Annotated in this window: 13 protein-coding genes; 2 read left to right on the plus strand and 11 right to left on the minus strand. The window is 64.7% G+C overall.

The genetic code is table 11. From position 1 onward, the window contains the following. Positions 1 to 7: 7 nt before the first annotated feature. The 11 genes from ACQY4S_RS22535 to ACQY4S_RS22585 all read right to left on the minus strand — a co-directional run bounded on the left by ACQY4S_RS22535 (position 8) and on the right by ACQY4S_RS22585 (position 9,741). Positions 8 to 943 carry a type II secretion system F family protein gene (locus ACQY4S_RS22535; RefSeq protein WP_428487436.1) on the minus strand — a complete coding sequence of 312 codons (936 nt, stop codon included), beginning with the start codon at positions 941 to 943 and terminating at the stop codon, positions 8 to 10. Next, positions 940 to 1,905, minus strand: coding sequence for a type II secretion system F family protein (locus ACQY4S_RS22540; protein WP_428487437.1), 966 nt, complete (start codon positions 1,903 to 1,905; stop codon positions 940 to 942). Before ACQY4S_RS22540 ends, ACQY4S_RS22535 begins: the two co-directional genes overlap by 4 nt. Beyond that, positions 1,902 to 3,260: a CpaF family protein gene (locus ACQY4S_RS22545; protein WP_428487438.1), complete on the minus strand. Its 1,359-nt coding sequence runs from the start codon at positions 3,258 to 3,260 to the stop codon at positions 1,902 to 1,904. The genes ACQY4S_RS22540 and ACQY4S_RS22545 overlap by 4 nt, the downstream gene beginning before the upstream one ends. Continuing rightward, the gene (locus ACQY4S_RS22550) at positions 3,260 to 4,498 is read right to left on the minus strand and encodes an AAA family ATPase (RefSeq protein ID WP_428487439.1); all 1,239 of its coding nucleotides are present in this window, start codon (positions 4,496 to 4,498) and stop codon (positions 3,260 to 3,262) included. The genes ACQY4S_RS22545 and ACQY4S_RS22550 overlap by 1 nt, the downstream gene beginning before the upstream one ends. Then, positions 4,498 to 4,809 (minus strand): hypothetical protein, encoded by a 312-nt coding sequence (locus ACQY4S_RS22555; protein ID WP_428487440.1) that lies wholly within the window; start codon positions 4,807 to 4,809, stop codon positions 4,498 to 4,500. The genes ACQY4S_RS22550 and ACQY4S_RS22555 overlap by 1 nt, the downstream gene beginning before the upstream one ends. An 8-nt stretch (positions 4,810 to 4,817) precedes the next feature. Next, positions 4,818 to 6,203, minus strand: coding sequence for a type II and III secretion system protein family protein (locus ACQY4S_RS22560; protein WP_428487441.1), 1,386 nt, complete (start codon positions 6,201 to 6,203; stop codon positions 4,818 to 4,820). Continuing rightward, positions 6,200 to 7,087, minus strand: a complete 888-nt coding sequence (gene cpaB, locus ACQY4S_RS22565) for a Flp pilus assembly protein CpaB (RefSeq protein ID WP_428487442.1) — start codon at positions 7,085 to 7,087, stop codon at positions 6,200 to 6,202. The genes ACQY4S_RS22560 and cpaB overlap by 4 nt, the downstream gene beginning before the upstream one ends. Positions 7,088 to 7,091: 4 nt before the next feature. Further along, positions 7,092 to 7,592: an A24 family peptidase gene (locus ACQY4S_RS22570; RefSeq protein ID WP_428487443.1), complete on the minus strand. Its 501-nt coding sequence runs from the start codon at positions 7,590 to 7,592 to the stop codon at positions 7,092 to 7,094. A gap of 61 nt (positions 7,593 to 7,653) precedes the next feature. Continuing rightward, positions 7,654 to 7,851 (minus strand): Flp family type IVb pilin, encoded by a 198-nt coding sequence (locus tag ACQY4S_RS22575; RefSeq protein WP_428487444.1) that lies wholly within the window; start codon positions 7,849 to 7,851, stop codon positions 7,654 to 7,656. Between the two features lie 427 nt (positions 7,852 to 8,278). Next, on the minus strand, positions 8,279 to 8,917 hold the full coding sequence (locus ACQY4S_RS22580; RefSeq protein WP_428487445.1) for a methyltransferase family protein: 639 nt from the start codon (positions 8,915 to 8,917) through the stop codon (positions 8,279 to 8,281). Positions 8,918 to 9,084: 167 nt separating this feature from the next. Next, positions 9,085 to 9,741 (minus strand): transglycosylase SLT domain-containing protein, encoded by a 657-nt coding sequence (locus ACQY4S_RS22585; RefSeq protein WP_428487446.1) that lies wholly within the window; start codon positions 9,739 to 9,741, stop codon positions 9,085 to 9,087. A 242-nt stretch (positions 9,742 to 9,983) separates the two neighbouring features. On the opposite strand from ACQY4S_RS22585, the gene ACQY4S_RS22590 reads away from it, so the two are divergent. Next, positions 9,984 to 11,084, plus strand: coding sequence for an amidohydrolase family protein (locus ACQY4S_RS22590; RefSeq protein WP_428487447.1), 1,101 nt, complete (start codon positions 9,984 to 9,986; stop codon positions 11,082 to 11,084). A gap of 446 nt (positions 11,085 to 11,530) precedes the next feature. Then, a complete protein-coding gene (locus tag ACQY4S_RS22595) occupies positions 11,531 to 13,393 on the plus strand; it encodes a hypothetical protein (RefSeq protein ID WP_428487448.1) in 1,863 nt (620 codons plus the stop codon). The last annotated feature ends 76 nt before the right edge of the window (positions 13,394 to 13,469 follow it).

The following is a 13,469-nucleotide window of genomic DNA, read 5'->3' on the forward strand; positions in this document are numbered from 1 at the left end:
TGCCTTTCTAGTGGTGAAGGAAGGTTCGAGCGACCGTGAGACCCGCCGGTCCTCCAACGACAATGAAAATACAGGGTAGAATGAACAGGATCATCGGCACGGTCAGCAGCACCGGCAGCCGCGCGGCCTGCGCCTCGAAGCGCATCAGCATCTCGTACCGCATCTCGGTCGACAGCGTGCGCAAGGCCTGACTCAGCGGCGTGCCGTATTGCAGTGTCTGGATCAGCGTGGCGCCCAGCCGCTTCAGTGTCTCAAGCCCGGTCCGCGTGCCCATGTTGGTCAGCGCCGTGCGCCGATCGGCCAGGATGCGCAGCTCGCCCGAGGTAAGTTTCAGCTCCGCGGCGATCGCCGGGTGCGCCGGTTCGATCTCGTTTGCGACGCGCTCCAGGCCAAGCTCGAGGCCAAGCCCCGCCTCGCTGCAGATCACCAGCATGTCGAGCGCATCCGGCAGGCCACGGCCAACCGCGGCGAGGTAGGCGGCGCGACGTTTGCGCACGATGAAGTCGGGCAGCAGCAAGCCGACGACCGCGCCCATCGCGATGCAGATCAGCCGGATCATCGGCGAGATCGCGGTGCCGTGCAGCAGCCCATACACAAGCAGCGGAAGCAGCAGACAGAAGATAAGCTTGCCACCAATGAACAGCCCGAGCGCACTGCCCTGCCGCAGCCCCGCCGAAACCAGGGTCTGTTCCAGTTCCGCCACGGTGGCCGCGGGCAACAGACCGCTTTTGGACATCAGGGCGCCGAGGCCGGTGACCAGCCTGATCGGTAGACTTGCGTCCGACCGTGTCTCCAGCGCCGAGGTCGCGGCCCCCTGCCGCACCGCCATGACGCGACGTTCGCGCAGGTCCTGCCGTGCCACGGCGCGGAGCAACCCGAACCCGGCGCCCATCATGGTCAGGCTCAAGCCGCCAAGCAGGCTGAGCAGCCCTGGATGCATCATGACAGGCTCTTGCGGATCAAGGTCCGCATGCTGAAGGCGCCGATGCCAAGCAGGACGACGGCGAGCAGCAACAGATTACGCCCCGACGGATCGGTGAACATGACCCCCATGTAGTCGGGGTTGAGCAGCGACAGCAGGGCACCGGTGACCAGCGGCAGCGCGCCGAGGATGTAGGAACTCATTCGCGCCTCGGCCGCGATCGCATGTCCACGCATCTTCGCGGCGACCCGCTTGCGAACGGTGTCGGCCAGATTCTCCAGGGTTTCCGTAAGGCCGCCACCAGTCTGGCTCTGCAGCGACAAGGCTGTCGCGAAGAAACGATATTCCGGCAGCCGGTTGCGTTCGGCCATCTCCCGCAGCGCATCCTCCAGCGGCACGCCGATCGTGGTCTGCGCCACCAGCGCCGCGAATTCCCGTGCCGTCGGCTGCGAGCTTTCGTTCGCGACAACGCGGATCGCCTCCACCATCGGCAACCCGACGCGTACCGCGCGAACGATCATCGCGAGCGCATCCGGAAACTGCCGATACAGCGTTCCCGACAGGCGGTTATCAAACCAGCCAAAGAACGACCGGCAGACCAGCACGCACATGCCCGGCATCGTGATCCATCCCGCCAGCCCGACAAAGCCGGCGACGACATGCGCGAAGACCACCGCCGGCACCAGCGCCAGCGTCAGCACCACAAGCGGCCGTGCCGGATAAATGTCCCGATGAAGCGGATCATAGCGCAGCAGTCGGGCAACCAGGCCTACCTGGTCGGCGGTCTGCCGCGAGAGACTGAAGACGCGGCTTCCCAATGCAAGGTCGGAGCGCGATGCGCCATGGGCGCTTGCGACATCCTTGATGCGCGCGGCCCATTGCCGGCTGCGCCGCTGGTCGCGGTACAGCAGCACGCCACTGGCTATCAGGCCGAGCAGGCAGGCGCAGGATAACAGCAGCAGATGGGCCAGCTCCGGCTTCATCCTGGGGACGCCTCTTCGAGCGCCGCCGACCACGCACGGTCGATCTGGAAGTAGCTTAGCCGTTCATAGAAGCTCGGGCGTGCGCGATTGACCTTGTAACGGGCGATAAGCTCGCCGTTCTGCGTTTCGCCGTCGATTTCCAGCCGGAAGATGTCGTTCAGCGTCACGACCTCGCCTTCCATGCCGATCACATCGGTGACCTGCGTGATGCGGCGTTTTCCGTCGCGCTGACGTTCGACCTGCACGATCAGGTCGACGGCGCCGATGATCTGGGTGCGGATCGCGCGCAACGGCAATCCCATGTTGCCCATCTGCACCATGTTCTCGATCCGGCTGATGGCATCGCGGGTGGTGTTGGCGTGCACGGTGGACATGCTGCCGTCATGGCCGGTGTTCATCGCCTGGAGCATGTCGAAGGCTTCCGCGGAGCGCACCTCGCCGATGATCACCCGGTCGGGCCGCATTCGCAGCGCATTTCGAACAAGGTCGCGCTGCGTCACTTCGCCCTTGCCCTCCAGGCTTGGCGGCCGGGTCTCCATGCGCACGACATGCGGCTGTTGCAACTGCAACTCGGCCGCGTCCTCGATCGTCACGATGCGCTCGCCGGGATCGATGGTGGTGCTGATCGCATTCATCAGCGTGGTCTTGCCGGAACCGGTGCCGCCCGAGATGATGATGTTCAGCCGCGCTCGGCCGGCGATCTCCAGCACCCGCGCCAACTGCGGCGTGCAGGAACCGCCCGCCACCATGCGAGCGAAGGTCAGCCGACGCTTGGCGAATTTACGGATTGAGATATACGGGCCATCGAGCGCCAACGGCGTGAACACGATGTTGACGCGGGACCCGTCGGCCAGCCGGGCGTCGCACATCGGGCTGCTTTCGTCGACCCGCCGCCCGACCGAGGAGGCGATGCGCTGGCAGATGTTGCCGACATGCGCGGCGTCGCGAAACCTAACGTCGGAGAGCGAGACCTTGCCGGCGCGCTCGACGAACACCCGGTCTGGTCCGTTAACCATGATATCGGCGACGGCCTCGTCGTCGAGCAGCAACTGCAACGGTCCGAGTCCGAGCATGTCGTGCACCAGGTCGCTGGCGACCTGACGCTGCTCACGGCCATTAAGCTGGATGCGCCGTTCGGTGGCGATCTCGGAGACCAGACGCTCGACTTCCGGACCGAGGCGATCCGGCGGCAAGGCGGCGACCGCCGCCGGATCGATCCGCAGCAGGCACAAATTCCGCAATTCGGTAATTGGCTGCGATACGGTTGGCCGAACCACCAGCGGAACCGCGGCCGCGATCGCCGGTTGCGTCTCCATCTCGGTATTCTCTGGCCGGCGGCGGCCGAAGCTGGCCATTACCCCTTGCTCCGCCGGCCGAACAGCTTGCCGAACCGCCACGGTGCCTTGCCGACCGCGCCCGACGCCGCGACCTGCTGCGCCAGATCGCCGATGCCGGTGCGAAAGCCGCCGTGCGACGCCGCGGCGGGGGTGCCCATGGTTGCCGCCTGATTGACCACCCGCGGCAGGTAGGGAATGACGACATCGACCTTGTGCTGCAAGGCTGCCTCGACCTGCCGCCGCGTCATGGTTCCCGGCGCGCCGACCTTGTTGAGCACGATCACCGATTGGCGGACCTGTTGCGCGCCCGTCGGCAGCGCCATGATACGCAGGGCATCGCGCAACGCCTGCAAGGTCGGCTCCATTACCAGCACCCGCTGGCGTGCCTGGTCGAGCAGCTCGTTGTGCCAGCCGACCGGACCCAGGGGTACGTCGGCCACGATATAGTTGTAGCGCTGCCGCAGTCCGCGCAGCAGTGGTTGCACGGCACCGCTGGCGATGGTCATTCGCTCGGTCAGCTTCTCCTCTCCCGCGACCACGGCGAGGCGATCGGCCGCCGGTTGCGCGATGCGTTCCATGAACAGCTCGTCCACCCGATCCGGCGTTTCCAGGGCCAGCCGCAAGCCGCCTCCGGTCTTGGCGCCCAGCAGCATGGCCGCCGAACCGGTGTACAGGTTCGCGTCGAGCAGCACGGTATGCCGCTTGGCCTCGGTCGACAGATGCCAGGCGAGGTTAGCGGCCAGCGTGGTCACCCCGGCACCGCCGCAGACGCCGGTGATGGCGAGGATGCGGCCGCCGTGAACCTGCGTCGCGGCGACGCTGGCCGGGGCGATAAAGGGTCCGAAATGCTGCGCCACCACATCGGCATTCAGCGGCTTGTAGAGATATTCGCCGACACCCAGCGTGCGGGTGAGCTGGCGGTAGAGATCGACGTTCTGCCGGTCGCCGACAACCAGCACCTTCACGTCCGGCTCGACCACTTCGGACAGCGCGGCCAATGCCGACATCGGCTGTTCCTCACCGCTGATGTCCACCACCAGGACGCGCGGGCTTGGCATCCTGCTCATGGCATTGATCGCGCTGCGGCTGTCGCCGCGTTGCACGACAACGTCCTCGGCGGTGGCAACCAGGCCGAGGCGCAGCACCGCCTCGGTATCCGCATCAGTGACGAAGGCGAGCACCTGGGTGCGGCCACTGCGGCCGGCGGCCGGCGTCGCGGCGGCCGGCGCGGTCTTTACGGCGATATCGTCCGACATCAGGGGCTGCCTGACGAGGATGGCGATGATTGAACGCGCAGATCACTGATGGCGCTGTCGGGCAACGCCTTCACATGGCCGGTGCGAAGCCGCAGGATGGCGGCTGCCGCCAATTCCCCATCCGTGCCGCCAGCCGGCTTCCGCCCACGCTGCAGGTCCATGGGATTGACGACTTCCGCCGCGATGTTGGCTTCGTTGGCGCCATTGGGATTCCAGCTTCTGCCGTTCAGCAGCGGATCGGTGGCGGCGCAGCTCGCAAGCATGCCGAGCAGCATGAAGCCGGCCGTCCTGGTCGCGACGGTCCGGTGCATGGGCGGCATCATTGGACGATGAACCCGGCATCGCCGGTGATGTGGGCAACGGGTACCGCCGGCGATTGCCCGTTCTGCCGCAGCAGCAGGATGCGTTCCAGGTCGTTTGGCGGGCTCCATCCGTCGGCCGGGGTATGCAGCGCCGTCGGGTCGCTGACCGGGCGCACGATGTAGGGTGTCACCAGGATCACGAGTTCGGTTTCCTGCCGCTGAAAGCTGTCCGAGCGGAACAGCGCGCCAACGCCAGGCATGTCGCCAAGAAAGGGCACGCCGTTGCCGCTGTGGGTGACGTTGTCGGACAGCAGGCCGGCAATCGCGAAGCTCTGCCCGCTGCCGAGTTCCACCGTCGTGTCGGCGCGGCGCACGGTCAGCGCCGGGATGACGATGCTGTTGTTGCCCGCCGTCAGTTGCACGGCGCCTTGGTTGGTCAATTGGCTGATCTCCGGCCTGATATGCATGTTGATCCGATCGCCGCCGACCACTGTCGGCACGAACGCCAGCGAGATGCCGTACTGCTTGAAACTGACGGAAATGGTGTTCTGCTCCTGCGCCACCGGGACAGGAAACTCGCCGCCGACCAGAAAGCTCGCGGGTTCCCCGCTCATGGTCGTGAGGTTGGGCTCCGCTAGGATGTGGACGAGCTGATCCTGCGCCAGGGCGTCGACGATCGCCTCGACGCTGGTTTTCCTGAATGCCGCGCTGGCCACGACCGGCGCGGCTGCTCCGCTGGTCAGGTCCGCCAAGGGGAACTGCGTCGCCAGGCCGATTGTCGCGAAGTTGCCGATCCTGCCGGCAAGATTCTGCCAATTGAGGCCGAGATCGCGGGTCAGCGTGCGTGACATCTCCACGATGCGGACGCGCAACAGCACCTGGATCGGTTCGCTGACCTGAAGCCGGTTGGCGACGAATTGCTTGTCGCCGACGAAGGACCTTGCCATGGCGGCGGCGTGTTCGGCATCGGCCGGCGTGGCAACGTGGCCGCTGATTTCGACGCCGTCCGGTACCGCATGGGTTTGAATTGTCTCACCCGGCAGCGCTCGGCCGATCGTCGCCCCAGCCTGTTGCGCCGCGGCCGACGAGGGCAATACCGTCACCTGGTAGACACCCACCGGATGCCCGGCGTTGTCCATGGCGGCAACCGTCGTATGACCGATGGCGATGCCGAAGACGAAGACGCTTGTAGGGCTTGCCGGGCGCGCCTCGGCGACTTTCGGATCGGCGACAAACAGGTTCGCCGCCGGTCCGGCAAGCTGGATCACGCGTCCGGATCCGGCTTCGACCGTCACGCTGGGCGGGCCTGCCGGCGCGGCTTTTGCCGGCGCCTTCGCGGCCAGCGCCGGAATGCTAACAAGTACGGCTGCAAGCAGACGAAGCGCCCATTTTGGGTGCATCATTGGAAATGGAACTCCTTGCCCTCTGCGCTGCCCTCGTAGACGTGCAGCATTGCGTTGGTGGCGTCGCCTTTTGGCCCCGCCCGTAAAGCGGTGGAGACGTCGCCACCCCAGGTGACAGGGGCTGGCGCGGCGGCCTGGATTACGCTTGCGGGTTTCACCGGAACGCTTGGCGTGTCGGCGGAAATCACCGACAGCGACAGGTGGCCGAGCCTGGTGGCGACGGCGACGCGTTCGGCATCCTCCGGCGATACTTCCAGCGTGACCGTGCGGCCTTGCGAGGCGTTGAACGTCGACCCCGGAGTCGGCGCGGTTGCGCCCTGCATCAGCTCCTGGTCGATCGCGATGACGCGGACGTTGTGCAGCACGGTTTCCCCGGCGACGCGACGGCCGAGCGGCGCGGCGGGATTGTCGATCGTTTCTGTCAAGATCAGGTCGACATGGTCGCCTGGCCAGATCAGCCCGGCGCTGCCGGTGACCGCATCCACCCCGACGGTTGTCGCGCGCATGCCGGGGCCGAGGACAGCGGCAAGGAAGCCGCGGTCGCCGGCCCGCATCACGTGGATGGGCAGCAGCACCTCACCCGCCAGGACATTGCGGCGGAGCATCGCACCCAGCAGATCGGCCCGGTTCGCGGGCGTATCGAGGCGGGCACCCTCGGGAACCGCCGACTGGGCCACGACGGCGGCCGTCAGGTCGTCGGGCTTCAGCAGTACGCCGGGGCGCAACGTATGAGCCGCGGCCAGCACGGAGACCTTCACTGGCGGCGCGACGGCTGCCGCGGCCACGCTGGGTGGCGGAGGCGAGCGGGTGCTGATCCAGGCGACCGCGCCGAATCCGGCAAGGCCGGCGGCCATCAACGCGAAAAGGGCAATCCGAAGCAGCATATGATCAGCCCTTGGCCAGCATCAGGAGTGCCGCGGCACTGATTGCCGTTGCATAGGGAAGCGAAGCGCGGCGATGGATTCGGCGGCACTCGACGACGAAGACGCGCCAGAGCAGGGGCGCGGGATGGTGTCGACGGGGGTTCGGGATGACCCGTTCCAGCAAGAGATAGATCACGGCAAGACCGCCGCCGGCCAAAGCGACGGCAGCGATGTAGCCCGGAACCAGGGTCGGCGGGACAAGGATCGTGGTTGCCCCTAGCAGTTTGACGTCGCCGCCGCCCAGCCAGCCGCGCCACCAGCAGATCGTGGCGAGCGCGAAGACGGCGAAACCGCAGGCAAGATCAGCCCATAGATGCTCATTCAAGCTGCCCAGCATGAGTCCATCGGCTGCAAGCACCGCCGATACCCAGTTGGGGACGGTGCGGAACGCGATGTCGTGCAGTGCCGCGAATACCAAGGCGACCGCCGCGAGCGAGATCAGAAGGCTAGGACCGCCGAACGTCATTGGCTGGGACCATGGGCGGTGAAAGAGGCTGTGCCGTGATGTGACACAGCCCCTACCGTGTTTACGGAGCGGTTGGGGTAGGTAGCCCGTTCATTGCCCCGGACATGCCGGTGAATGTGCCTCGGATAGAAGTGCCCAACCCGGCCACGGCTGCAATGATTACGCCGGCTATGAGGGCGGCGATCAGACCATATTCCAGGGCAGTCACGGCACGGCTGTCGGTCTTCAAGCGAAGCCAGAGGTGCAGGAAAGCGTACATCAATAGTATCCTTCTGTTGCGTGGGTTGCGCCTTTAGCCGAAGGGTACTCACCTCGCGGAATGACACGAGTTCGACGTAGAAGGACATCTCTCCCAGCCTCTCCTATGAGGGAAGTCAGTTCCATCCGTGCAACGTTCACCCGGATGGTGTCGAAAGCGGCCCAAGGCCCGGCACCGCGCAAAATGATGGGTCAAAGTTAATGAATTCTTTACAGCCCCGATTTTTTTATGGCAGGCCTCGTGCTGAACTAGCTCATGGTCTGGATGCATGACATCGCGCATCAACCGAACCACGCCTGTTTCGCAAACGGGCCGTCACGGTTTGTGAAATACATAGCTGCACCTGCGGAACGCCCTGCCGCGGCGCCGACTGATACATCATTGTAAGATGTCAATGCGGAAGCGGTAGCGCGCCCCGCCGGCGAGCCTACCAAACTTTCGGGATCAATCGCGCTGTGGATCTTGCGTAGCCGTCATAGTCTGGCAAGGTTCGCCGCAAAAGATCCTCCTCATAGAAAATCCGCCTAACCTGCAATGTCCAATGGCACAGGAAGAGCAGCAGCATTATCGGCGAATAACACTGCAGCAGAATGCCCAGCAGTGCGACTTCCTCGGCAAGATACAATGGATGCCGAACAACCGCGTATGGTCCCGTCCGCACCAAGCTGCGCGCCTGGGGAACAATGCTGAAGCAACGACCTAGGTGAAGGATGACAACGACCATCGCTACGGCACCGATCAAGAGAAGCCCGGCTGAGACGATTTCCAGTTTGGCGGAAGCCGCGCCGGGCGCAAGCAGTCCAAAGGTCCACGGAAGATAGGTGCCGGTGAATGCGGTCAGCGACGGTAGAATGCCGGCGCTCCGTGCTGCCGGAGCAGGCCGATGAAGGATCAACCAACAGAGCGCCAGATAGAACAGAAATAGGCACAGGCTTGATAGCAACGCTGGCCATCCGGTTGGACCGAAATTGGTAATACTCATGCCACCGGCGACGATCAGGACCTTCAGGAACCCTGCAATCGTCAAGATCAAGAACCAGCTGCTGCCGAGAACTTGCAGCGTCATGTCCCACCCCTGGACTGTTCGAAGGCGGCAGGGCCATTTCCTCCAGGGCAAGCGGACAGATGCGGCCGGGCGACTGCTCGAAGCTGCATTGGTGTTCACGTAGTTCCCTCAGATTCCAAATGAATTGGTTACGGTTGCTCGACCGTCGGCATCATGCCACGCATGGGTCAAGGCCGGATGACCGGGATCGCGCGCGCCGTGGCGGACATGAGGACGACGAACTGGTCCTGGGCCAGCGGCCGGCCGACCACGTGCCGGGCGGCGGGCGTGGCGGCGGCTCCGAGAAGGACACCGCCCGCCCCCCATTGCGCCATGACCTTCTGCCGATAAGTCTCACCCTCGATTGCTTGGCTTGAATGGTAGCCGGCGATCGCGGCCGCCCAGCTACCGGTCTGGCCGTGCAGGGTGGTCAGGAAGCGCGCGGCGTAATCGGCGTTGGAAATTGGATCAAACGCCTGTTCCAGGCTGGAGAAGGCAGCCGGATGATAAAACAGGTCCACCTGGAAGCAGCCGACGTCGATCAGACGGACACCACGCGACTGCAACGCTCGCACGAACGCAACCGCCTCGGCGCGGGCCGTGAAATAGAAACCGCGACCATCGGCATTGACCGTCCATGGCCAAGGCGCCACGCGGCCTGTGGTCGGATCAAAGCGGCCGCTTTCCGCTCGGCCGATGGCATGGATAAGGTTGGGCGGCAGCGTCCAGTTGCGCTCCGCGATGTCCGCGGCATCGAGGCACGCGGACGCCGGCTCGGTCGCCGCCACACGGGTGGACAGGAACGTCGCGACGAGCAGAAGGGCGATGAGGCAGGCCCTGGGCATGACGCCAATCTGCCTCTATAGTCTTAGCAAATCGTAAACGCGGTGGAGATTACCGGACGGACCGCGGCAGGCCAATACACGCTCCGGTGCCGGTAGCCTCCGGCGACCCGCACTGGCAAGCGACCCGCACTGGCAGTTCGAGGGCGATGCGATTACACTCCGTGACTCTTGGATTGCCGGCGGCGCCACGTTTGCGTTGATGATCCGCTGCCGACCTATTCTGGTTTGAAGGAGGCCTCGCAATGAACGCGCCTGTCGACCTCGCGACGAAAATCCCGGACGTCTCCGGCAGGCTGGGGATCATTGATTGCGACATCCATCCCTACCCCAAGGCCGGCGCGCTGAACCAGTACCTGTCGGAGCGTTGGCGCAGGCACGTCCTCGAATACGGCAAATTCAACTGCGGGCCGTATGCCGACCGCGGCACCTATCCGCGGTTCTCGCCGAACACCTCGCGGCGCGACGCGTGGCCGCCGGCGGGTGGCGCGCCGGGATCCGATGTCGGCTTCATCCGGGCGCAGTTGCTGGACCCCTACAACATCGCCTATGGCGTGCTGGAGCCGCTGCTGGGCGGCAACACGTCGCGCAACCTGGACGAAGCCGCCGCCTTGTGCGGCGCGATGAACGACTGGCAGGCGCAGGAGTTCGTCGAGCCGGAGCCCCGGCTGCGCGCATCGATCCTGGTGCCGCAGGACGATCCGGAGGCTTCGGTCAAGGAGATCGAGAAGCGCGCCGGCGACTGGCGGTTCGCGCAGATCCAGCTAGGATCAAAGACCAGCGAGCCGCTGGGGCGCCGCCGCTACTGGCCGATCTTCGCCGCCGCCCAGGCCAACAACCTGTCGATCGGGCTGCACATCGGCGGGACACAGAGCAGCGCCCCGTCCGCCGGCGGCTGGCCGCAGTTCTACCTGGAGGATCACCACGTCCTGGTCCACTCCATGCAGAACCAGGCGGCCAGCCTGATCCTGGAGGGCGTGTTCGACGCGTTCCCGAACCTCAAGGTCGTGCTGATCGAGGGTGGCTTCGCCTGGGCGCCGCAACTCGCGTGGCGGCTGGACGCGCACTGGGCAAAGATGCGCGACGAGGCGCCGCTGAAGCGCCGCCCGTCGGAGTACATGAAGACCAACCTGTGGTATGCGACGCAGCCGGTGGAGGAACCGGAGCATCCCGACGATCTGCGCCAGGTGTTCGACTGGATCGGTTGGGACCGGATGGTCTACTCCAGCGACTATCCGCATTGGGATTTCGACGATCCGCATCTTGCGTTCCGGTTCCAGATGACCGAGTCGGAGAAGCGCATGCTGTATCGCGACAATGCACTGGACGTGTATTCGTTCCGCTAGCCGCTTGGATCGGCTGCATGTGGAAAGCCTGTAAAGCGGTCCGACCCATCTGTGATCGGCAATGGCGGAGCCCTTCGCGAGACCCATATCACGAGATGCGAACGGGCCTTGCGCTAGATGCCGCGATCAGGCTCCGTGACGCTTGGCTGCACCACAGTGCGTATTAGAATTTGGGCGGTTTCCCCATATTAATAGGATCTGTCCCGCGATCGGCGGCGTAGGCCAACGATCTGGCATCATCGGACCTGGCCATTTTAATCCGGTATAAGAACGATTTCGGCGCTCAAAACCCTTGCCCAGGCTTGATTTCGCCGCATCCGACGGCTTCGTGAATGGACAAACCAGCGGAGAACACGGCCTGTTCCGACTGGTCTTGCACGAGCTGGCGGACAGACGGTCAGCCGTTGCGGACGTGCAATATATGCACTGCATAGGGGGAGGCTGACGTGGTAAGTTATACCTGGGCAAGGGGCGTAAGCGGCATCTGGAACGCGCCGGTCAGTTGGTTACCCGCGGCGGTGCCGAACGACATAGCCGCGGACGTAACGATTGATGCGCCGCCGGTGGTGGCCGGTCCCTATGACGTGTTGATCGCCGCGGGCACGACGGAAACCGTCCGGTCACTCAGCCTGAACCCGACGAACAACTACTTGAACACCAATGTCGCCCCATTCAGCGCGGCGCAGCTTTCGATCGATGGCACGCTGGTTTTTGCGCCGGGATCGACCGGCACCCTCGCCGGCCCGCTGCAGAACATCATGCTGATGAACGGCGGCACCATCGTCAATCCCGGCACGGTCAACGCCTTTATCCAGGGCCGGGGGAACGTCCTGTTCACCGGCACCAACGGGTTCTACATCACCAACTGGCTGCAGTCCCTGTCGGGCAACGTGACCATCGATACCGCATCGATCGCGGAAATGACCGGGAACACGCTGTTCGACGGCATCTTCGAGACGCAGGGCGTCAACGCGTTCATCAACATGGGCGGTCCGCTGCAGCACCTGGTCGTCAATATAGCGACGATCGAGGGGCCGCCGTTGATCCCGAATGGCTGGACCGAGATCTTCCTGGACAACCCGAATGCCGACGTCAGGGAGTGGAACGGGGCAGCCTATGTCAGTCTTGAAACGACATTGGCCGACATCGGCGCACGCGGCACGGTTGACGTGCTGGGCGGCCGAGCCTACGCGACGGCGAATACGCTGACTGTCGCTGCCGGCGGCTTGTTGAACCTTCAGGCCAGCGCGTTCAACGCGGCGGCGCTGGACATCAACGGTGGGCTGGTTCAAGGCAGCGGCACGATCGGCAACGGCGTCGTCAACACCGGCATCCTGGCGGCCGAGGGTGGCGCCCTGGACATCGTTGGCGCCGTCACCGGCATCGGGGCGATGGTGTTCGACTTCGACCACAAGGCCGGCACGCTCAGTGCGACAGGATCGGTGCTGGAAGTGCATGCGGTCGCCGCCGGGCAGACCGTCTTCATGAACGGCGACGACATCTTGAAAATCGATACGCCCAGCACTTTCGCCGGCGCAATCTCGGCCAACGTCGGGGATCAGATCCTGCTTGGCGGCGTCTCCGCGACCAGCGCCGTGCTGACCAACGGCACACTGACCCTGAGCAATGGCACGCAGGTGGTGGACGCGCTGCGGCTATCCGGCAGCTACGCCGGGGACAGTTTCAAGGTCACGCCGGTGGCGGCCGGAACCACGCTGACAGTGACCGGCCCGGCGCCCAACTTCAAGATCGAGGACGCGACGACGGACAGCATCATCACGTCGACCGGCTCCGCCTATGCCGGCGGGCCGTCAGGTCCACAGTATGAATATGCGAACATCACGCCTGATAGTCTGTATATCACCTCGGCGGTGCCGAGTTCCTTCATTCAGACCGGCGGCGGCAATGACACCATCGACGTGAGCAAGGCCAACGGCAACAACGTGCTCGATGCCGGCACTGGTTCGAACACGTTGATCGGTGGCACGGGCATCGACTCGTTCTACGTCAACGATGTCGCGCCGGCCGCCAGCATCTCCGACCTGGTGGAGAATTTCCATTCCGGCGACTACGCGACGATCTTTGGCGTCTATCCAGGCGGCTTCAGCGTGCAGGCGCAGACTGTCCTGGGTGCCGGGAACGTCAGCGAACTGCAGTATTCCGTCTCGACCGCCAGCCAACCGACGGCGACGCTGACCCTTGCCGGACACAGCTTCGCCGATATCACCAGCGGCCGCATAACCGCGACGTTTGGAACAACAACCGGGACGCCGACGGGCACCCCGATCCTGAATATCCACGCAACCTGATGTCTGGCCCCAAAGTTGGCCGCATCTTGTGACGGACCTAGGGGACAAGGCCGCTGAAACCAAAGCATTAGCAGCC

The organism is Rhodopila sp. (assembly GCF_965276935.1).
In the GTDB taxonomy this organism is placed as follows: Bacteria; Pseudomonadota; Alphaproteobacteria; order Acetobacterales; family Acetobacteraceae; genus Rhodopila.

Bases quoted from the DNA above. Each gene is read 5' to 3' on its own strand.
- ACQY4S_RS22535 (WP_428487436.1), bottom strand. From the start codon at position 943: ATGATGCATCCAGGGCTGCTCAGCCTGCTTGGCGGCTTGAGCCTGACC.
- ACQY4S_RS22540 (WP_428487437.1), bottom strand. From the start codon at position 1,905: ATGAAGCCGGAGCTGGCCCATCTGCTGCTGTTATCCTGCGCCTGCCTG.
- ACQY4S_RS22545 (WP_428487438.1), bottom strand. From the start codon at position 3,260: ATGGCCAGCTTCGGCCGCCGCCGGCCAGAGAATACCGAGATGGAGACG.
- ACQY4S_RS22550 (WP_428487439.1), bottom strand. From the start codon at position 4,498: ATGTCGGACGATATCGCCGTAAAGACCGCGCCGGCCGCCGCGACGCCG.
- ACQY4S_RS22555 (WP_428487440.1), bottom strand. From the start codon at position 4,809: ATGCACCGGACCGTCGCGACCAGGACGGCCGGCTTCATGCTGCTCGGC.
- ACQY4S_RS22560 (WP_428487441.1), bottom strand. From the start codon at position 6,203: ATGATGCACCCAAAATGGGCGCTTCGTCTGCTTGCAGCCGTACTTGTT.
- cpaB (WP_428487442.1), bottom strand. From the start codon at position 7,087: ATGCTGCTTCGGATTGCCCTTTTCGCGTTGATGGCCGCCGGCCTTGCC.
- ACQY4S_RS22570 (WP_428487443.1), bottom strand. From the start codon at position 7,592: ATGACGTTCGGCGGTCCTAGCCTTCTGATCTCGCTCGCGGCGGTCGCC.
- ACQY4S_RS22575 (WP_428487444.1), bottom strand. From the start codon at position 7,851: ATGTACGCTTTCCTGCACCTCTGGCTTCGCTTGAAGACCGACAGCCGT.
- ACQY4S_RS22580 (WP_428487445.1), bottom strand. From the start codon at position 8,917: ATGACGCTGCAAGTTCTCGGCAGCAGCTGGTTCTTGATCTTGACGATT.
- ACQY4S_RS22585 (WP_428487446.1), bottom strand. From the start codon at position 9,741: ATGCCCAGGGCCTGCCTCATCGCCCTTCTGCTCGTCGCGACGTTCCTG.
- ACQY4S_RS22590 (WP_428487447.1), top strand. From the start codon at position 9,984: ATGAACGCGCCTGTCGACCTCGCGACGAAAATCCCGGACGTCTCCGGC.